Below are 17,897 nucleotides of genomic sequence, written 5' to 3' on the forward strand. Positions count from 1 at the left end.
CCGATAGGGCCTTCAGGCCCTAGCGTCTGGTGCCATGGCTCTGGCAACGCGGACGGACCGGCGGCCGTCCATGGCACGCACCGTGTGGGACTCGACCGTCGGCAAGAAGACAGTGATGGCGGTCAGCGGCCTCATCATGCTGCTCTACCTGGTCGCCCACATGATCGGGAACCTGAAGATCTTCTTCGGGGCGGGCGAGTTCAACCACTACGCCCACTGGCTGCGCACGGTCGGCGAGCCGTTCATGCACGAGGAGTGGACGCTGTGGATCGTCCGTGTCGTCCTCGTCGTCGCCGTGATCGCCCACGCCGTCTCCGCCTACCAGCTCAGCCGCCGCAACCTCAGGGCGCGCCCCAGCAAGTACGTGCACAAGAAGGCACGGGCGAGCTACGCCACGCGCACCATGCGCTGGGGCGGCGTCATCCTCGCCCTGTTCATCGTCTGGCACCTGCTCGACCTGACCACCGGCACCGTGCACTCCGGCGGCTTCGAGACCGGCAAGCCCTACCAGAACGTCGTGGACACCTTCTCCACCTGGTACGGCAACGTCATCTACATCGTCGCGATGCTCGCCGTAGGCCTGCACATCCGGCACGGCTTCTGGAGCGCGGCCCAGACCCTCGGCGTCGGCAGCCGCACTCGCGACCGCGCCCTCAAGACCACCGCCAATGCCCTCGCGCTGCTGCTCACGGCCGGCTTCCTCGCCGTTCCCGTGGGCGTCATGACCGGAGTGGTGAGCTGACCATGACTTCCTACACCGAGTACACCACCGGCGAGCCGATCGCCGACACCAAGGCCCCCGCGGGACCGGTCCACGAGCGCTGGGACAAGCGCCGCTTCGAGGCCAAGCTGGTCAATCCCGCCAACCGGCGCGGCAAGACCGTCATCGTCGTCGGCACCGGCCTCGCGGGCGGTTCGGCCGGTGCCACACTCGCCGAACAGGGCTACCGCGTCGTCCAGTTCTGCTACCAGGACTCCCCGCGCCGCGCCCACTCCATCGCCGCGCAGGGCGGCATCAACGCGGCGAAGAACTACCGCAACGACGGCGACTCGGTCCACCGCCTGTTCTACGACACCGTCAAGGGCGGCGACTTCCGCTCCCGCGAGTCCAACGTCCACCGCCTCGCGCAGATCTCCGTCGAGATCATCGACCAGTGCGTCGCCCAGGGCGTGCCCTTCGCCCGCGAGTACGGCGGACTGCTCGACACCCGCTCCTTCGGCGGCGTCCAGGTCTCCCGTACCTTCTACGCCCGCGGCCAGACGGGCCAGCAGCTCCTCCTCGGCGCCTACCAGGCGCTCAGCAGGCAGATCGCGGCCGGCAACATCGAGATGCACCCGCGCACCGAGATGCTCGACCTGATCGTCGTCGACGGACGGGCCCGCGGCATCGTCGCCCGGGACCTGATCACCGGGAGGATCGACACGTACTTCGCGGACGCCGTCGTCCTCGCCAGCGGCGGCTACGGCAACGTCTTCTACCTGTCGACGAACGCCATGAACTCCAACGCCACCGCGATCTGGCGGGCGCACCGGCGCGGCGCCTACTTCGCCAACCCCTGCTTCACCCAGATCCACCCCACCTGCATTCCGCGCACCGGCGACCACCAGTCCAAGCTGACGCTGATGAGCGAGTCGCTGCGCAACGACGGCCGGATCTGGGTGCCGAAGGCCAAGGGCGACACCCGCCCGGCCGACCGGATCCCCGAGGACGAGCGCGACTACTACCTGGAGCGCATCTACCCCTCCTTCGGCAACCTGGTGCCCCGCGACATCGCCTCCCGCGCCGCCAAGAACGTCTGCGACGAGGGCCGGGGCGTCGGTCCCGGCGGACAGGGCGTCTACCTCGACTTCGCGGACGCGATCAAGCGGATGGGCCGCAAGGCGGTCGAGGCGAAGTACGGCAACCTCTTCGACATGTACCAGCGGATCACCGACGAGGACCCGTACCGGGTGCCGATGCGGATCTACCCCGCCGTGCACTACACGATGGGCGGTCTGTGGGTCGACTACGACCTGCAGACGACGATCCCGGGCCTGTTCGCGATCGGCGAGGCCAACTTCTCCGACCACGGAGCCAACCGCCTCGGCGCCTCCGCGCTGATGCAGGGCCTGGCCGACGGCTACTTCGTCCTCCCGGCCACCGTCAACGACTACCTGGCCCGCAACCCGCACCAGGACGAGGTCACCGACGAGCACCCGGTGGTACAGGAGGTGCTGGCCGAGACCGAGGACCGGCTCAACCTGCTGCTGGCCGCGGACGGCGACCGCACCCCCGACTCCTTCCACCGCGAGGTCGGCGAACTCATGTGGGAGTTCTGCGGCATGGCCCGCACGGACTCCGGGCTGCGCAAGGCCCTGGAGCGCATCCCGCAGATCCGCCAGGAGTTCTGGCGGCGCATCAAGGTCCCGGGCACCGGCGAGGAGTTCAACCAGTCACTGGAGAAGGCCAACCGCATCGTCGACTACCTGGAGCTCGCCGAGCTGATGTGCCTCGACGCGCTGCACCGCGCCGAGTCCTGCGGCGGCCACTTCCGCGAGGAGTCCCAGACCCCCGACGGCGAGGCCGCGCGCCGGGACGACGCGTTCTCCTACGCCGCCGCCTGGGAGTTCACCGACACCGGCGAGGCCCCCGTCCTGCACAAGGAAGACCTGGTCTTCGAGTACGTCCACCCCACCCAGCGGAGCTACGCATGAAGCTCAACCTGCGCGTCTGGCGGCAGAAGAACGCCGACGCAGACGGCGCCATGTCCACGTACGAGGTGGACGGCATCTCACCCGACATGTCCTTCCTGGAGATGCTCGACACCCTCAACGAGGAGCTCATCCTCAAGGGCGAGGACCCGGTCGCCTTCGATCACGACTGCCGCGAGGGCATCTGCGGCGCCTGCTCGCTCGTCATCAACGGCGACGCCCACGGTCCCGAGCGCACCACCACCTGCCAGCTGCACATGCGGTCCTTCGAGGACGGCGACACCATCGACGTCGAGCCGTGGCGGGCATCCGCCTTCCCGGTGGTGAAGGATCTGGTGGTCGACCGGTCCGCCTTCGACCGGATCATCCAGGCCGGCGGCTACATCACGGCGCCGACGGGCTCCGCGCCGGAGGCGCACGCGACGCCGGTGCCCAAGCCGGACGCGGACCTGGCGTTCGAGCACGCCGAGTGCATCGGATGCGGGGCGTGTGTCGCGGCGTGCCCCAACGGGGCGGCGATGCTGTTCACGTCGGCGAAGGTCAATCACCTCAATGTGCTGCCGCAGGGGGCGCCCGAGCGGGAGACGCGGGTGCTGGACATGGTGGCGCAGATGGACGAGGAGGGGTTCGGAGGGTGCACCCTCGCAGGGGAGTGCGCCACCGCGTGCCCCAAGGGGATACCGCTGACGTCCATCACCGGGATGAACAGGGAGTGGCTGCGGGCCACCCGCAAGGCGGGCAAGCGGTAGTACCGCGTGGTGCGCGCCGGGTGACGTACCCGCGGGTGCGTCGTGGCCTGTCGCGCCCATGCGGAGGAGCCCGCACGACGTCACGCCCCGCGCCCCCTCGGGGCGCTTCACCGAACGTTCGCCGAAAGGTGCGGACGGGCGGGGCCGGGAGAGGTGCTCCTTCCGGCCCCGTCTCGCTTCTCGCTCCTGGCATTCAGCAGCTCCACACCCGCACTCCCGGCTCCGGTCACGTACACGCCAACCCGGGTCGGAAGAACAGGAGTGTCCCCACTCCCGCTCCGGTGCGTGATCAGGAGAGAGCCATGACCGGCGTACTGACCGTCGACCACCCCCCGCGGCCCGCCACTCCCACCCGCTACACCGTCACCCTCGCCCGCGACGAGGAGGACGTGCGTGCCGCCCAGCGGTTGCGGCACGAGGTCTTCGCGGGGGAGATGGGTGCTCTGCTGGCCACCCCGCAGCCGGGGCTGGACGTCGATCCCTTCGACGCGTACTGCGACCATCTGCTCGTGCGGGAGGAGACCGGCGGCCAGGTCGTCGGCACCTACCGGCTGCTGCCGCCGGAGCGCGCCGGGATCGCCGGACGGCTCTACGCGGAGGGCGAGTTCGACCTGTCGGCCCTCGACGCCATACGGCCGTCCCTCGTCGAGGTCGGCCGTTCCTGTGTGCACCCCGACCACCGCGACGGCGCGGTCATCGGGCTCATCTGGGCCGGCATCGCCCGCTACATGACCGACCGCGGCCACGCCTGGCTGGCCGGCTGCTGCTCCATCCCCCTCGCCGACGGGGGCGTGCTCGCCTCCGCCACCTGGGACCGGGTGCGGGAGAGGCACCTCGCGCCGGAGGAGTACCGGGTGCGTCCGCTGCTGCCCTGGTCGTCGAGGACCTCGGTGCCCGCCGCCCCCGGTGAACTGCCCGCCCTGCTGCGCGGCTACCTCCGGCTCGGCGCCTGGGTCTGCGGCGAGCCCGCGCACGACGTGGACTTCGGTGTCGCCGACCTCTACGTGCTGCTGCCGATGAACCGGGTCAACCCCCGTTACCTGCGGCACTTCCTCTCCCTCGCCCCCGCCCGATGAGCGTCTGGCTGCCGGGCGCGCCCTGCACTCCGCGGGGCTGTGTGGAACCGACGGCGTCCGCGGGGGCCGTACCGCTGGCGGTGCTGCGGCTGACGGCGGTGGGTCTGCTGGTCCTCGCCGGGATCGCGTTGCTCCCGCTCGGGCGGCGGATCCCGGCGGGCGCGGTGCGCCGGTGGTGCCGGTGGATCGTACGGGCCGTCGGCGTCCAGGTCCGCGTCGACGGGGCCGCCGTGCCCACGGGCGGACTGCTGCTCGTGGCCAACCACATCTCCTGGCTGGACGTACCGCTGCTCGCGGCGGTCCGTCCGGCCAGGATGCTGGCCAAGACGGAGATACGGCGCTGGCCCGTGGCGGGGGCCCTGGCGGCGCGCGGCGGCGTGCTGTTCATCGACCGTGACCGGCTGCGCGCCCTGCCGGACACGGTCGCCGCGCTCGCCGGGGTCCTCCAGGGCGGCGCGGCGGTCGTGGCGTTCCCGGAGGGCAGCACCTGGTGCGGCCGGGCCCGGGGGTACTTCCGCCGCGCGGTCTTCCAGGCGGCACTGGACGCCCGGGTCCCGGTCCAGCCGGTGCGCATCGGCTACCGGGGTGTACGCGGAACCCCGGCCACCGCACCGGCCTTCGTCGGCGACGACACGCTCCTCGCCTCGCTGTGGCGCGTGGCGTCGGCCCGTGGAGTGGTCGCCGAGGTCGAGGTGGGAGCTCCCCTCCCGCCGGGCAGCCACCCCGACCGCCGCTCCCTGGCGCGCGCGGCGCAGCCGGAGGCGGTGGCGGCACACGAGGGCGGTCACCGCGAATGAGCGCTGTGGAAAATTAAGTACTTTTCATCATTTATGTACCGTTTCCGTCAGGTGATCCGGGAGAACCGGTGAGGGGCGACCTTCGAAAGGAGGGTGATGAAAGATGATCACCCGCGAAGAGATCTCCATGCTGCTGGACCACCCCGTCTACGACGGGGACGGGAACAAGGTGGGCGACGCGAAGCACGTCTTCCTCGACGACGCCAGTGGACGCCCCGAGTGGGTGACCGTCAAAACGGGCATGTTCGGCTCCAGCGAGTCGTTCGTCCCCATCCGCGACGCCGCCCTGGTGGAGGACCACCTCGAGGTCCCCTACCCCAAGGACAAGATCAAGGGCGCTCCCAGCGTCGACATCGACGCGGGCGGCCACCTGTCGACGGAAGAGGAGGACCGCCTGTACGACTACTACGGCATCGACTGGGGCTCCGTGCTGGCCGAGCCCGGCGAACGCGACCGGTCCCCCGGCATGGGCACGCCGGGAGCCGCCGGTGCGGCGGGCACGGCCGGCCCTCGGGGCGACACCTCCCGGACGACGCCGGACACCGCCACGACCGCGGGCACCGCGGGCCGCCGGAGCGAGGCCCGGACCCGGGGACACGGCGACGACGCCATGACCCGCTCCGAGGAGCACATGCGCGTCGGCGTCGAGCGACACGAGACCGGACGGGCCAGGCTGCGCAAGTACGTGGTCACGGAGGAGGTCCAGCAGACCGTGCCGGTGCGCCACGAGGAGGTCCGGGTGGAGCGCGAGCCGATCACGGACGCCAACCGCGACGAGGCCATGTCGGGTCCGGCCTTCAAGGAGGACGAGCACGACGTCACGCTGTACGAGGAGCGTCCGGTCGTGGAGACCGAGGCGGTGCCGGTCGAACGGGTCCGGATGACCACGGAGGAGAAGACCGCCGACGAGACCGTCCGCGGTCAGGTCCGCAAGGAGCGCATCGAGGCCGAGACGGAGCTGGACGAGGAGTCCGGCCGTCGTGGCCGTGACGTCCCCCGCCGGGGACGCGAGTAGTACCGCCCCCGATCCCGACGCGCGCCGGTGTCGTCTCACCGGCGCGTCGCCGTGCCGCCGTCCAGTCCGGCGATCGCGGCGAGCCGCCGGTAGGAGTCCAGCAGCGCCTCCCGGTCGTGAGTGCTGGTGGTGACGAGCACCTCCTGTGCGCCGGTCTCCTCCAGCACCGCCTCCAGCCGCTGCACCACCTCCTCCTCGGTGCCGGCCAGTTGACCGCCGAGCCCCGACTCGTAGAAGCCGCGCTCCTTGGCGCTCAGGGAGAGCGCCTCGACGCGCTCGGCGGGCGGCAGCGGCGGAAAACTGCCGTGGGTCCGGGAGTGCGCCGCCGACCAGGCCTCCGGGATCAGCAGCCGCCGGGCCTCCTCGGGGGTGCCGGCCACGGCGACCGTGCCGGAGACGACCACGTACGGCTCGCTCGCCCACTCCGAGGGACGGAACCGTTCGCGGTAGCGGTCGATGCCGCGCCGCATCCTGTCCCGGTCACGGAGGTCGCCGATGACCATCGGCAGGCCCGCGCGGGCCGCGATCGTGGCGCCCTCGCCCATGGCGAGCACGAACGGCGGCACGGCCAGACCCTCGGCGGGCCGGGCGCGCACCCCGGTGGGGGAGGCGCCCCGGAACCAGCCGAGCAGCTCGTCGAGCTGGGCCGCGAAACCCTCCGCGTCGTCCTTGCCACGCCCCAGCGCCCTGCGCACCCCGTCGGTGAAGCCGACCGACCGGCCCAGACCCATGTCGACGCGCCCCGGGAACAGCGATTCCAGCACCCCGAACTGCTCGGCCACCACCAGCGGCCGGTGGTTGGGCAGCATGACTCCGCCGGTGCCGACGCGGATGGTGCGGGTCGCCCCGGCGACGGCGGCCGCCAGCACGGTCGGCGCCGAACCCGCGACCCCCGGCACCCCGTGGTGCTCGGCGACCCAGAACCGGTGGTAGCCGAGCCGCTCCACCTCCCGCGCCAGGCCGACGGTGTCCCGCAGCGCCTCGGGGGCGGTGTGCCCCTCACGGATGCGGGAGCGGTCGAGGACGGAGAAGCGGGCCGAGCGGATCACGGAACTCATACCGGGTTCAACACCCGCCGGCCCCCAGGATTCCGCACGCCCCGTGGCTAGGCTGGGCGGTGTGACCGACCGCGACGAGCGGCCGCTGGCCGTGTTCGACCTCGACAACACCCTCGCCGACACGGCGCACCGGCAGCACTTCCTGGAGCGCAGGCCGCGCGACTGGAACGCCTTCTTCGCCGCCGCGCCGCAGGATCCGCCGCTCGCCGAGGGCGTCGCACTGCTCCGGGAGAGCGCGCGGGAGTGCGAGATCGTCTACCTCACCGGGCGGCCCGAGCGCTGCCGGCGCGACACGCTGGACTGGCTCGAGGCCCAGGGGTTGCCCGAGGGGGACCTGTACATGCGTGGCAACGCCGACCGCCGGCCGGCCCGCCACACCAAGCTGGCGGTCCTGCGCCGCCTCGCCCGCACCCGGGACGTCCGCGTGCTCGTGGACGACGACGAGCTGGTCTGCCAGGACGCCCGGCGGGCCGGCTTCACCGTCCTCCCCGCCCGCTGGACGGCCCCGTCCGGGGAGCTGGAGGACGCGCAGGAGCGGGAAGGGCGCACCTGAGCCGGCCCCGGTCCCGCGCCCGGCTCAGTCCGACTCCTCCAGCCGGAAGCCGACCTTCAGCCCCACCTGCCAGTGCGCTACCTGCCCGTCCTCGATATGGCCGCGCACCTGGGTCACCTCGAACCAGTCCAGATTGCGCAGGGTCCGCGAAGCGCGTTCGACGCCGTTGCGTACGGCCTGGTCGACGCCGTCGGGCGAGGTTCCGACGATCTCGGTGACCCGGTAGGTGTGATTCGACATGCGACTGCTCCTCTCACGTCACTCCACCGTGCCCCACACCGCGGCGGAGCGCGAGGCGTCGGTCCTGTTCGCCCGGCGGCCTTGACCCACGCATTGGTCCATACCAAGGTGCCGGGCTCCCGCCCGAGCACCACTCGCCCTCCACGCCGGGCCCCGTCCTGTCCGTCAGACAGAACAGGACCCTCGTGAGACGCCGTCTGCTCGCCCTCGTCTGTGGGTCCGCCTCCCTGCTCAGCGGCTGTGGACTGATGCCCGGCGACGCCGAACGGAGCACGGTCACCGTGTGGCCGATGCGGCACAGCGCCTCGCAGGAGTACCTGGACCGCTTCACCGAGGGGTTCGAGCGCGAGCACCCCGAACTCGACCCCGACCTCCGCGTCCAGGAATGGACCGGCATCGGTGAGAAGGTCCAGAAAGCACTGGCGACGGACGAGGAGGACGGTCCCGACGTCATCGAGGTCGGCAACACCCAGGTCGCCACGTACGCGGAGGGCGACGGACTGCTCGACCTCCCTCTGGAGTCCATGCACGACTGGGGCCGCGACGACTGGCTGCCCGGCCTCGCCGAACCCGGCCGGTGGGGCTCCCAGCAGTACGGCATCCCCTGGTACGCGGCCAACCGCGTCGTCGGCTACCGCAAGGACCTCTTCCGGCAGGCCGGCGTCACCGCCCCGCCGAAGACCCGCGACGAGTGGCTCGCCCTCACCGAGAAGCTCGACACCGGCGACGACCAGGGCGTCTACCTCGCCGGACAGGACTGGTGCGCACTCGCCGGCTTCATCCGGGAGGAGGGCGGAGACCTCGCCGAGGAACGGGGCGGGGTCTGGCGGGGCACGCTGGACGGCCCGGCGGCGCTGCCGCGGCATGGACTTCTACCGCAGGCTCCAGGCGCTCGGCGACGGACCGGTCGACGCCGACGAGGAGCATCCGCCGCAGGCGGACGTGTTCGCGCGGGGCGGGACCGCACAGATCGTGGCCGTACCGGGACTGGAGCGCGCCGTCGTCGAGCAGAACCCGCGTCTGGCGGACGAACTGGGCTACTTCCCCGTCCCCGGCAGGGCCGCAGGCAAGCCCGGTGCCGTCTTCACCGGCGGGTCCGTCCTCGTGGTCCCGGCCAGGACCGACGCCGAGGAGGGCGCCGTCGAGGGCGTCGCCGCGCTCACCGGCGCCCGGTGGAACACCGACCTGGCCCGCACGATGAACCACGTCCCCAACAAGGCGGGACTCGCCGGGTCGGTGGCGGGGGAGGAGGGGGTCGCGGCCATGGCGGCCGGAGCCGTACGGGGCCGGGCGACCCCCGGCACCCCCGGTGGGCCGCGGTCGAGGCGGACAACCCGATCAAGGAGTACATGACCGAGGTGCTCACCGGGGCCGACCCGGCCACGGCGGCCGAGCGCGCCGCGCGCCGCATCACCGGGGCCCTGGCCTTCGACTAGGGCGGCACGGCGCCTTCGTCAGCGTGCGACGCTCAGCGACAGCGCGAACCGTCCTTCCCCGTCCGTCCACCACCGGGCCGGTTCCAGCCCCGCGGCCGTCAGTTCCGCGCGCACTCCGTCCCGGCGGAACTTCGCCGACACCTCGGTGCGCAGTTCCTCGCCCGCCGCGAAGTCCACGGAGAGCCCCAGGGAGGGGATCTTCACCGTCTGCGCGGTACGGGAGCGCAGCCGCATCTCGATCCACTCGTGCCCGGCGTCCCACAGCGCCACGTGGTCGAAGGCGTCCGGGGCGAAGTCGGCGCCCAGCTCCCGGTTGACGACGGTCAGGACGTTCTTGTTGAACGCGGCCGTCACCCCGGCCGCGTCGTCGTACGCCCGGACCAGCACCCGTTCGTCCTTCACCAGGTCCGTGCCCAGCAGCAGGGCGTCGCCCGGGGCGAGCAGGGCGCGGACGGAGGCGAGGAACGAGGCGCGTTCGGCCGGCAACAGGTTGCCGATGGTGCCGCCGAGGAACGCCACCAGCCGCGGCCCCGGCGTGTCGGGCAGGGGCATCCCGGCGGTGAAGTCGGCGATCAGCGCGTGCACCTCCAGTCCCGGCCGCTCGGCGGCCAGCGCCTGCCCGGCCAGGGCGAGGGCGCTCCCGCTGACGTCGACGGGGACATAGGTGTGCAGCCCGGTCAGGGCACCGACCAGGTGCCGTGTCTTCTCCGAGGAGCCGGAGCCCGGTTCGACCAGGGTGCGGGCGCCGGACACCGCGGCGATCTCACCGGCGCGGGCGCGCAGGATCTCGCGCTCGGCGCGGGTCGGGTAGTACTCGGGCAGCGCGGTGATCTCCTCGAACAGCTCGCTGCCCCGGGCGTCGTAGAACCACTTGGGCGGCAGCGTTTTGGGGCTGCCGGTCAGGCCCTCGCGGACGTCGGCGCGCAGGGCGGCGCCGGTGGCGTCCTCGGGCAGGGTGCGGGTGAGACGGAACGGACTCACGTGCGGGGCTCCCTCGGAGATGCGGGTGCGTCGGCGGGCGTCAGGGGGTCGCCGGGCTCCTTGAGCGGGGTCAGCAGGACGTCGGTGCGGCTCGCCGCGAGCAGGGTGCGGTCGGGGACCTCGCGCCAGTGCGGATCGTCGTCGTAGGGCTCGGAGGCCACGACGGTGCCGCCGCCGGTCCGGGAGAGGTACCACAGCGTGTCGCCCCAGGCGGTCGCGGTGACGGTGTCGCCATCGGCGAGCAGCAGGTTGAGCCGGGCCCCGGGGGCCGCCGCGGCGACCTCCAGGACCGTGTCGGCCAGCGCCCGCCCCTCCTCGTCACCGGCCCGCAGCCGGGCGAGCACCAGCGCCCACACGAACGCGGAGTCGTTGCGGGCCTCCAGCGACAGCACGTCCCCGGCGGCCAGGGACGGGACCAGCGGCGCGAGCGAACCCGGCCAGCCCGGCACCGCCCCGTTGTGACTGAACAGCCAGGTCCCGGCGGCGAACGGTGCCGCCGCGGCCTCCGCGTCGGCGCCCGGCAGGGTCGCGTCCCGCACGGCCGCGAGCAGCGCCCGGGTCCGTACGACACGGGTGAGGTCCGCGAACGACGGGTCGGCCCAGACCGGCCCGGCCCGCCGGTACCGGGCCGGTACCGGATCGCCCTCCGCGTACCAGCCCACACCGAAGCCGTCGGCGTTGACCGTGCCGTACCGCTGCCGCCGGGGCGCCCACGACTGACGGTACAGACCGTGCGGCGGCCGCACGAGCAGCTCGCCCAGCGGCTCCCCGGGGCCCACGTACGCCACGTGCCGGCACATCAGGCCTCCTCCGAGCGTGCCGTGCGGAACCCGGAGAAGATCTGCCGCCGGACGGGCAGGTCCCAGTTGCGGAACGTTCCCCGGCAGGCCACGGGGTCCACGGCGAACGAACCGCCGCGCAGCACCTTGTGCTCCGGCCCGAAGAAAACCTCCGAGTACTCCTTGTAGGGGAACGCCCTGAACCCCGGGTACGGCAGGAAGTCGCTCGCCGTCCACTCCCACACGTCGCCGATCAACTGCCGCACCCCCAGGGGGGACCCACCCGCCGGATGGCTCCCGGCGGGCGCCGGCCGCAAGTGCCGCTGGCCGAGGTTGGCGTGCTCGGGGCCGGGGTCGGCGTCGCCCCACGGGTAGCGCATCGAGCGGTCGCCGACCGGGTCGTACCGCGCCGCCTTCTCCCACTCGGCCTCGGTGGGCAGCCGACGCCCGGCCCAGCGGGCGTAGGCGTCGGCCTCGTACCAGCACACGTGCAGCACCGGCTCGTCCGGCGGCACCACCTCGGTGACGCCGAACCGGCGTCGCAGCCACTGCCGGCCGTCCCGGCGCCAGAACAGCGGCGCGGTGAGGGAGCCGCGGCGGACGTGGGCCCAGCCCTCGGCGGTCCACCAGCGGGGCTCGTCGTAGCCGCCGTCCTCGATGAACGCCTGGTACGCGGCGTTCGACACCGGAGTGGTGTCGATGCGGAAGGGCGGCACCTCGCGCCGGTGCGCGGGGCGTTCGTTGTCCAGCGCCCACGGCTCGTCCGAGGTGCCCATGGTGAACGGGCCGCCCGGGACGAGGACTTCGGACGGGCCCGTGAACAGGGGCACCGGCTCCGGGTCCGGGGCGGACAGCGCCCGTGGTCCCTCCCGGAGCTGATGGGTGACCAGCATGGTCTCGTCGTGCTGCTGTTCGTGCTGCGCGATCATTCCGAAGGCGAAGCCCGCCTCGGTCAGCCGCGTCCCGTGGAACGCGGCGCCCTCCAGTACGTCAAGGGCACGGCCGCGCACGTCGGCCGCGTACCGGCGGGCCTCCTGCGGCGACAACAGCGGCAGGCCCGGTCGTTCGGCGCGCGGGTGCTCGAAGGCGTCGTACAGAGTGTCGATGTCGGGCCGTATCGCCTCATGGCCGGCGACGGCCCGCAGCAGCCACTGCTCCTCCTGGTTGCCGATGTGGGCGAGGTCCCACACCAGCGGCGACATCAGCGGCGAGTGCTGGGCGGTCAGCTCGGGACCGTCGACACAGCTGGTGAGCAGCGTGGTGCGGTCCCGTGCGGTGATCAGCGAGGCGACCGCGCGCTCGCGCAGGGCTTCGGAGTCGAGGGCGGGGCCGGTCATGAGGGGGCGTCCTTCCCGTACGGGTGCGGGGGGTGGGGGCGCGTGCCGCCGGCCGTCGTGTGCAGCTCGTCGAGCAGGTCGTCGGCCGGGCAGCGGCCGCGGGCGACATAGCGGTCCCGGTACGTCCCGACCGCGTCGACCACCTCGGTGGCGGCGCCGAGCCGGGGCAGGGCGCGCAGCGCCGCCGCGAAACAGCAGGCGGCCACCTCGCGCAGCTCCGGGTCGGCCGGTCCGGCGCGGGCCGCGTCCCGCCAGAGCGGATTGTGCGGGGCCGGCCTGCCGTGGGCCCGTTCGGCCAGCGGCTTCACCGCCCGGTAGGCGGTCTCGGTGGCCTCCGGGTCGTCGAACAGCGCCGCGACCACGGCCAGCGGCACGATCCAGCCGTCGTCACCGGGCTGCGCGTCGATCATGCGCAGTTCCAGGTGGCCGCGCGGCCGCACCGGCGGGAACAGGGTCGTGGCGTGGTAGTCGAGGTCGTCCCGGGTCGGCGGCCCGGGAGCGCCGGACCTGATCCACTCCCGGAAGGTGAGGCCCCGGGGAACGTCCCACGGCCCGCCGTCACGCCGTACGCACATCACGGGTGCGTCCAGGACGTGCCGGGCCCAGGCGTCGCGCGGGTCGGCGTCCAGCACGGGGGCGCCCGCCCGGCCGGTTCCGATCTGCGCCCAGCGCAGCTGGCGGGTGGACAGCCAGCCGGTCGGCCGGTCATCGGCGGCCGGGGAGTTGGCGAACACGGCGACCAGGACCGCGCCCAGCTGGTGCGCCAGCCACCAGCGTCGTACATGGCCGAGCGGGCCGCGCTCCTCGTACCCGGCGTCCACGCACACCTGCACGGAGGCGGAGGCGCACATCATGGCCCGGCCGGCGGGGCCGGTGCGGTCGAGGCAGGCCTCCATGGCGTCGTAACGCGGCTCGCGCAGGAACCGGCGGGGGCGGTGCCAAGGGTCGTGGCCGAAGCCGGCGAGGACCAGGCCGTCCTCGCGCAGCACCGCGCGGACCGCGTCCAGGTCGGCGGAGACGGTGCCGACGCACTCCATCAGGGAGGCGGCGGGCGGCGAGCTCAGTTCCAGCTGGCCGCCGGGCTCGATGGTGAGCGCCGACCTCAGGGGCACGGCCCGCAGAGCGGCGTAGGCCGCTTCGAGTCGTTCGGGTGACACGGGGAGCCGCGGGTCCCGCAGCTCGTGGACGAGCCATTCCACCTCGACACCGAGGAGGCGCGGCGGTCCGGTCTTGAAGCAGATGCCCCGGACCAGGGCCTCCGCCCCGGCTTCCGTGACAGGGGGAAGCGGCTCGGCACAGCCGCCTGCCGAATCGGACATGCGGGGATCCTCCTGAGGTTCCGCCATGCCACCGGCCCCGGGTCTTCGCGGCCCCGGCCGGCATCAACCCGTCCACCCAAAACCTTCGCGTCGGCGGGCACAAGGGCGCCTGGCGGGGCGCCCCGGTCCGGCCGTCCATCCGCCCGGCCTGTTCCCGGGGGGTTCTCCGCCCGTTTCCCGGGCCTTCCGGAGGCGGAAACTCCGTTGCGGCGCGTCACCAGCATCGCTCAGGATGCCTGCACGAGCACGACGAGCGAGACCGCGCTGTGCGTGGTCACGGCGGCTACGGGGGTGGCGCCGTGAGCACGCGCCTGCGCGGCACCGCCCGCGAGACGAACGGAGCGTAGCCGGAGCGAAGGGGGGCACCCCGGGCCCGAAGGGCTACGGGGGAGGATCGTGGCGGCGGGCGCCCACCGCGCACCCGGCGGCCGCCAGGTGTCCGTCGCGGCGGCGGCCGGGGAAGCTGCGGCTCTTTGTGATCGAGAAGGCTGCTGGCCTGTGCGAACGGCTGGGGCTTCGCCTCGTCGGGTCTGGCTGCCTTCACCGTGATCCCCTGTTGCTCCCCGCTCGATCCGGTGCGTTCGTGGTGCGCAACCGTCATCCCCGCTTCGGCCGTACCTACCGCCTCTGCGCCCTGGAGCGTTTCATCAGCGCAGTGATCCGTGCAGGATCCGCCTGACCGTTCAGCGCGGCCACGAGATCGTCAGGACACAGCTCGTAGAGGTCCCCCCACCATCGACGTCCTCGGTTGTCCCAGATCCGGTATCCACCCGGCACACCCCGGGCTACGTAGCGTCTCCTACTCACAGTCCCCCGGTTCCCGCCGTCGTTCCTGCCCTGCTTCCGTATGCACGCGCTGGCACGATGGCCTCGTGACTGACCTCGGGCACATCACGACAGAGATCATGGCGTACTACCGAGCACTCGATGAGAGGGCCCCCTGCGGCACCACTCCCGCCACGCCGACGAGGAGAGCGGCTTGTGGTACTTCGAGGCCGTATCCGACCGCGGCGAGTTGATCGTCCTGTGAAGCGGCAGCCACCCCCGCATCGTTCCTGCTCTGGGCAGGATCCGTTCGAGGACGGACCCCAGGTGCGTTCCGCCTGGTGGTACTTCGACGCCTCCGTCACGGCCCGACCGGCTCGCGCAGGGCGTGGCGGCGTACGAAGGGAGCAACAGCGAGAAGGGCGTCGGGCAGGCCCCGATGCCGCCGTTCGCCAACCCGGAGCCGGCCTCGGTTCCCGCCGGGGTACCGGGCTCTCTGGCGCGGACCGGCGGCGACCTGTATGCGGCCGTCACCAGCGTGGCCGTCAACGCCTGGATGGCCGGCCGCATCAGCGGCGAGGACGGCTGCACCGGCTGCGACGACAGCCGCGGCCCAGCCGGCGACTGGGAAGCCCGGATGCGTACCCTCACCGAGTTGCAGCCGAACATCACCAAGTGGTTCGACCGCGACGTGTGGATCCGCGCCGTCAACGACGCGGGCCACGCCGTCACCCGACGCTGACGTCAACGCGCAGGGACGGGCAGAACGCCAGGGACGACCAGCTGCCGTGCGTACGGAGTGGCCACGGGCTCCATCTGGATGCCGGTGCGCAGCGGCTTGGTCACGTCCGCTGGAGTGGTGTACCGACGGCCACTCGGTGATCTCCGTCTCGGCCTCGGGGCCGACGAGCTGGCACGCCGCCATCCGCGGCTGATCCCCTGCACGATCTCCGGGTACGGCACGAGCGGCCCCTGGGCCGGCCGCAAGGCGTACGACCTGCTGGTGCAGTGCCAGACAGGCCTGGTGTCGCTGACCGGAACACCGCAGGGGGCGGCCCGCACCGGCATCTCCGTCGCCGACATCGCCGCCGGGATGTACGCGTACAGCGGTGTGCTCACCGCCCTGTACACCCGCGCCACCACCGGCAGGGCGCACCCGGCGGAGGTGTCCCTGTTCGAGGCGCTCGCCGACTGGATGGGCCAGCCCACCTACTACACGCGCCACGGCGGCGCCCAGCCCCCGCGTCTGGGCACCCAGCACGCCACCATCGCCCCGTACGGCACCTACCGGGCCGCGGACGGACGCGAGGTGCTGTTCTCCGTCCAGGACGAGCGCGAGTGGGCGGCCCTGTGCGCGGAGTTCCTCGGCCGGCCGGAGCTGACCGACGATCCGCGCTTCGCCACCGGATCCGACCGGGTGGCCCACCGCGAGGAGCTGAACGCGGTCATCGCCGAGCGCTTCGCCCGCGCTGACACCGACGAGCTGCTCGAGGAGTTGGAGGGGATCGGCATCGCCTGCGCCGGGGTCGACGACGTCGCCGCGTTCCTCGCCCCCCCGGTGCTCGCCGCCCGCGACCGCTGGGCGAGGTGGCGGTACCGGGCGGAACCGTGGAGGCGCTGCTGTTGCCCGCGGGCCTCGCGGGTCTGCAGGCCCGCATGGACCCGGTACCGGCCGTGGGCGAGCACACGGAGGCGATCCTCATGGAACTGGGCCGCTCACCCGGGGAGATCGCGGCACTGCGCGCGGACGGGGTCGTCTGACCGTGGCTACGTCCGCCGTGGGTGCAGCGCGTCCAGCACGTCCTCGTCCGTCAGCTGGTCGAACTCCTCGTACCACTGGCCCACCGCCATGAACGCGGCCGGCTCGTGCGGACAGACCACCTCGTCGGCCTCGGAGCGCATCAGCGCGACGCCCTCCCTCGCGCCGACGGGAACGGCCAGCACGAGGTGTCCGGGGTCCTGTGCCCGCAGGGCGCGCAGCGCGGCGCGGGCGGTGGAACCGGTCGCCAGTCCGTCGTCGACGACGATCACGGTCCGTCCGCGCAGTTCGGGAGCGGGCCGGCCCTGGCGGTAGCGCTGTTCGCGGCGGCGCAGTTCGGTGCGTTCGCGTTCGACGACGGGCGCCAGGTCGGCCTCGCCGAGGCCCAGCCGCGACAGGGCGTCCTCGTCGAAGAGCGGAACCCCGTCGCCGGCCATCGCGCCGACGCCGAACTCCTCGTGGAAGGGGGCGCCGATCTTCCGTACGACGAGGACGTCGAGCGGGGCGTCCAGCGCCCGGGCGACCTCGACGGCCACGGCGACGCCGCCGCGGGGCAGCGCCAGCACCACGGGGTCGGGCAGGGCCCCCGCGTCCTGCCTCTCCCGCAGCCGTGCGGCCAGTTCGCGGCCGGCCTGCCGACGATCACGGAACCGCATGACGGATGCCCCTCCCTCCGCACCGGAGACGGCACCTGAGGCACCTGATCCGCACCCGTGTACCCCGCTCCCCGGCATCCGAAGCGCCCGGCGCCCGCATGGGTGCGCGGTCGTCGGGCACGCGGGTTCCATGGTCGGTGACACGGGCGGTTACGGGCAGGCGCGGCGGCCGGAGGAGAGCGGGCACCGGGCGGTGGTGCAGGAGGACGAGCTCCGGATCGAGGTGTGGGCGACGAGCCGGGAGAACTGTCTGGCGGAGGCGGTGGCGGCGATGGTGGAGTGCTTCGCCGACGTCTCCGGGGTGCGGCCGACGGGAGTGGGCCGCGTCCGGCTGGCCGGGGCCAGTGACGACGATCTGCTGGCGGCGCTGCTGGACGAGGTCCTGTACCGGTTGGAGGAGTACGGCCAGGTACCGGTCGACGTGGAGGCGGACGGGACCGAGGACGGTCTCGACGTACGCCTGGCGGTGGCCGCCCTGGCGGACGTACGGATCACCGGCCGGATGCCGACGGCAGTGGGCTGGGAGGACCTGCGGATCCACCCGGGGCCGTACGGCTGGACGTGCGCGCTCACGGTCGACGGATGACAGCCGTTCCGGAACGGCCGCTCCGGGGGCCCGAGGAACGAGGACCCGGGGCGCCGCCCCGGGCACGGACGGACAGGGCCGGCGGGGCGGGAACCCGGCC

General features: G+C 73.0%; 17 protein-coding genes and 2 pseudogenes. 11 read left to right on the forward strand and 8 right to left on the reverse strand.

Going from position 1 to position 17,897, the window contains the following annotated elements; genetic code table 11:
* Positions 1-70 precede the first annotated feature (70 nt).
* From KYY02_RS04275 to KYY02_RS04300, 6 genes are all read left to right on the forward strand, one after another.
* Positions 71-742, forward strand: a complete 672-nt coding sequence (locus tag KYY02_RS04275; protein ID WP_371236064.1) for a succinate dehydrogenase — start codon at positions 71-73, stop codon at positions 740-742.
* Positions 743-744: 2 nt separating this feature from the next.
* Positions 745-2,694 carry a fumarate reductase/succinate dehydrogenase flavoprotein subunit gene (locus KYY02_RS04280; RefSeq protein ID WP_371236065.1) on the forward strand — a complete coding sequence of 650 codons (1,950 nt, stop codon included), beginning with the start codon at positions 745-747 and terminating at the stop codon, positions 2,692-2,694.
* Positions 2,691-3,440, forward strand: coding sequence for a succinate dehydrogenase/fumarate reductase iron-sulfur subunit (locus KYY02_RS04285; protein WP_371236066.1), 750 nt, complete (start codon positions 2,691-2,693; stop codon positions 3,438-3,440). The genes KYY02_RS04280 and KYY02_RS04285 overlap by 4 nt, the downstream gene beginning before the upstream one ends.
* 302 nt (positions 3,441-3,742) lie before the next feature.
* A complete protein-coding gene (locus tag KYY02_RS04290; RefSeq protein ID WP_371236067.1) occupies positions 3,743-4,516 on the forward strand; it encodes a GNAT family N-acetyltransferase in 774 nt (257 codons plus the stop codon).
* On the forward strand, positions 4,513-5,313 hold the full coding sequence (locus KYY02_RS04295; protein ID WP_371236068.1) for a lysophospholipid acyltransferase family protein: 801 nt from the start codon (positions 4,513-4,515) through the stop codon (positions 5,311-5,313). Before KYY02_RS04290 ends, KYY02_RS04295 begins: the two co-directional genes overlap by 4 nt.
* Positions 5,314-5,416: 103 nt before the next feature.
* A complete protein-coding gene (locus KYY02_RS04300; RefSeq protein WP_371236069.1) occupies positions 5,417-6,328 on the forward strand; it encodes a DUF2382 domain-containing protein in 912 nt (303 codons plus the stop codon).
* Positions 6,329-6,363: 35 nt separating this feature from the next.
* Here the strand turns inward: KYY02_RS04300 and KYY02_RS04305 are convergent, their stop codons facing one another.
* Entirely contained in the window at positions 6,364-7,386 is a 1,023-nt protein-coding gene (locus tag KYY02_RS04305) for an LLM class flavin-dependent oxidoreductase (protein ID WP_371236070.1), read from the reverse strand.
* A 61-nt stretch (positions 7,387-7,447) separates the two neighbouring features.
* Here KYY02_RS04305 and KYY02_RS04310 point away from each other — a divergent pair, with 61 nt between their 5' ends.
* Complete coding sequence (locus tag KYY02_RS04310) at positions 7,448-7,939, forward strand: phosphatase domain-containing protein (RefSeq protein WP_371236071.1); 492 nt, start codon at positions 7,448-7,450, stop codon at positions 7,937-7,939.
* Between the two features lie 24 nt (positions 7,940-7,963).
* Here the strand turns inward: KYY02_RS04310 and KYY02_RS04315 are convergent, their stop codons facing one another.
* On the reverse strand, positions 7,964-8,179 hold the full coding sequence (locus KYY02_RS04315) for a dodecin (RefSeq protein WP_371236072.1): 216 nt from the start codon (positions 8,177-8,179) through the stop codon (positions 7,964-7,966).
* Between the two features lie 185 nt (positions 8,180-8,364).
* On the opposite strand from KYY02_RS04315, the pseudogene KYY02_RS04320 reads away from it, so the two are divergent.
* A pseudogene (locus KYY02_RS04320) lies at positions 8,365-9,615 on the forward strand (extracellular solute-binding protein).
* 18 nt (positions 9,616-9,633) lie between these two features.
* On the opposite strand, the gene egtD reads toward KYY02_RS04320, so the two are convergent.
* From egtD to KYY02_RS04345, 5 genes are all read right to left on the reverse strand, one after another.
* On the reverse strand, positions 9,634-10,596 hold the full coding sequence (gene egtD / locus KYY02_RS04325) for an L-histidine N(alpha)-methyltransferase (RefSeq protein ID WP_371236073.1): 963 nt from the start codon (positions 10,594-10,596) through the stop codon (positions 9,634-9,636).
* On the reverse strand, positions 10,593-11,396 hold the full coding sequence (gene egtC, locus KYY02_RS04330) for an ergothioneine biosynthesis protein EgtC (protein ID WP_371236074.1): 804 nt from the start codon (positions 11,394-11,396) through the stop codon (positions 10,593-10,595). The genes egtD and egtC overlap by 4 nt, the downstream gene beginning before the upstream one ends.
* Complete coding sequence (gene egtB, locus KYY02_RS04335) at positions 11,396-12,712, reverse strand: ergothioneine biosynthesis protein EgtB (RefSeq protein ID WP_371236075.1); 1,317 nt, start codon at positions 12,710-12,712, stop codon at positions 11,396-11,398. The genes egtC and egtB overlap by 1 nt, the downstream gene beginning before the upstream one ends.
* Complete coding sequence (gene egtA / locus KYY02_RS04340) at positions 12,709-14,031, reverse strand: ergothioneine biosynthesis glutamate--cysteine ligase EgtA (RefSeq protein WP_371236076.1); 1,323 nt, start codon at positions 14,029-14,031, stop codon at positions 12,709-12,711. Before egtA ends, egtB begins: the two co-directional genes overlap by 4 nt.
* A 618-nt stretch (positions 14,032-14,649) precedes the next feature.
* A complete protein-coding gene (locus KYY02_RS04345; RefSeq protein WP_371236077.1) occupies positions 14,650-14,838 on the reverse strand; it encodes a hypothetical protein in 189 nt (62 codons plus the stop codon).
* 346 nt (positions 14,839-15,184) lie between these two features.
* Between KYY02_RS04345 and KYY02_RS04350 the strand changes: the two genes are divergently transcribed.
* Positions 15,185-15,538, forward strand: a complete 354-nt coding sequence (locus tag KYY02_RS04350) for a hypothetical protein (RefSeq protein WP_371236078.1) — start codon at positions 15,185-15,187, stop codon at positions 15,536-15,538.
* Positions 15,539-15,682: 144 nt separating this feature from the next.
* Positions 15,683-16,557 (forward strand): annotated as a pseudogene (locus tag KYY02_RS04355) (CaiB/BaiF CoA transferase family protein); the annotation flags it as partial.
* A 6-nt stretch (positions 16,558-16,563) separates the two neighbouring features.
* Here KYY02_RS04355 and KYY02_RS04360 read toward each other — a convergent pair.
* Positions 16,564-17,211: a phosphoribosyltransferase gene (locus tag KYY02_RS04360; RefSeq protein WP_371236079.1), complete on the reverse strand. Its 648-nt coding sequence runs from the start codon at positions 17,209-17,211 to the stop codon at positions 16,564-16,566.
* A 130-nt stretch (positions 17,212-17,341) separates the two neighbouring features.
* Here KYY02_RS04360 and KYY02_RS04365 point away from each other — a divergent pair, with 130 nt between their 5' ends.
* The gene (locus tag KYY02_RS04365) at positions 17,342-17,797 is read left to right on the forward strand and encodes an archease (protein WP_371236080.1); all 456 of its coding nucleotides are present in this window, start codon (positions 17,342-17,344) and stop codon (positions 17,795-17,797) included.
* The last annotated feature ends 100 nt before the right edge of the window (positions 17,798-17,897 follow it).

This window comes from Streptomyces pimonensis, assembly GCF_041380215.1.
GTDB lineage: Bacteria > Actinomycetota > Actinomycetes > Streptomycetales > Streptomycetaceae > Streptomyces > Streptomyces pimonensis.

Coding starts and splice junctions, on each gene's coding strand:
- KYY02_RS04365 (WP_371236080.1), top strand. CDS start 17,342: ATGGTCGGTGACACGGGCGGTTACGGGCAGGCGCGGCGGCCGGAGGAG.
- KYY02_RS04315 (WP_371236072.1), bottom strand. CDS start 8,179: ATGTCGAATCACACCTACCGGGTCACCGAGATCGTCGGAACCTCGCCC.
- KYY02_RS04275 (WP_371236064.1), top strand. CDS start 71: ATGGCACGCACCGTGTGGGACTCGACCGTCGGCAAGAAGACAGTGATG.
- egtB (WP_371236075.1), bottom strand. CDS start 12,712: ATGACCGGCCCCGCCCTCGACTCCGAAGCCCTGCGCGAGCGCGCGGTC.
- KYY02_RS04360 (WP_371236079.1), bottom strand. CDS start 17,211: ATGCGGTTCCGTGATCGTCGGCAGGCCGGCCGCGAACTGGCCGCACGG.
- KYY02_RS04290 (WP_371236067.1), top strand. CDS start 3,743: ATGACCGGCGTACTGACCGTCGACCACCCCCCGCGGCCCGCCACTCCC.
- KYY02_RS04280 (WP_371236065.1), top strand. CDS start 745: ATGACTTCCTACACCGAGTACACCACCGGCGAGCCGATCGCCGACACC.
- egtC (WP_371236074.1), bottom strand. CDS start 11,396: ATGTGCCGGCACGTGGCGTACGTGGGCCCCGGGGAGCCGCTGGGCGAG.
- KYY02_RS04285 (WP_371236066.1), top strand. CDS start 2,691: ATGAAGCTCAACCTGCGCGTCTGGCGGCAGAAGAACGCCGACGCAGAC.
- KYY02_RS04295 (WP_371236068.1), top strand. CDS start 4,513: ATGAGCGTCTGGCTGCCGGGCGCGCCCTGCACTCCGCGGGGCTGTGTG.
- egtA (WP_371236076.1), bottom strand. CDS start 14,031: ATGTCCGATTCGGCAGGCGGCTGTGCCGAGCCGCTTCCCCCTGTCACG.
- KYY02_RS04300 (WP_371236069.1), top strand. CDS start 5,417: ATGATCACCCGCGAAGAGATCTCCATGCTGCTGGACCACCCCGTCTAC.
- KYY02_RS04305 (WP_371236070.1), bottom strand. CDS start 7,386: ATGAGTTCCGTGATCCGCTCGGCCCGCTTCTCCGTCCTCGACCGCTCC.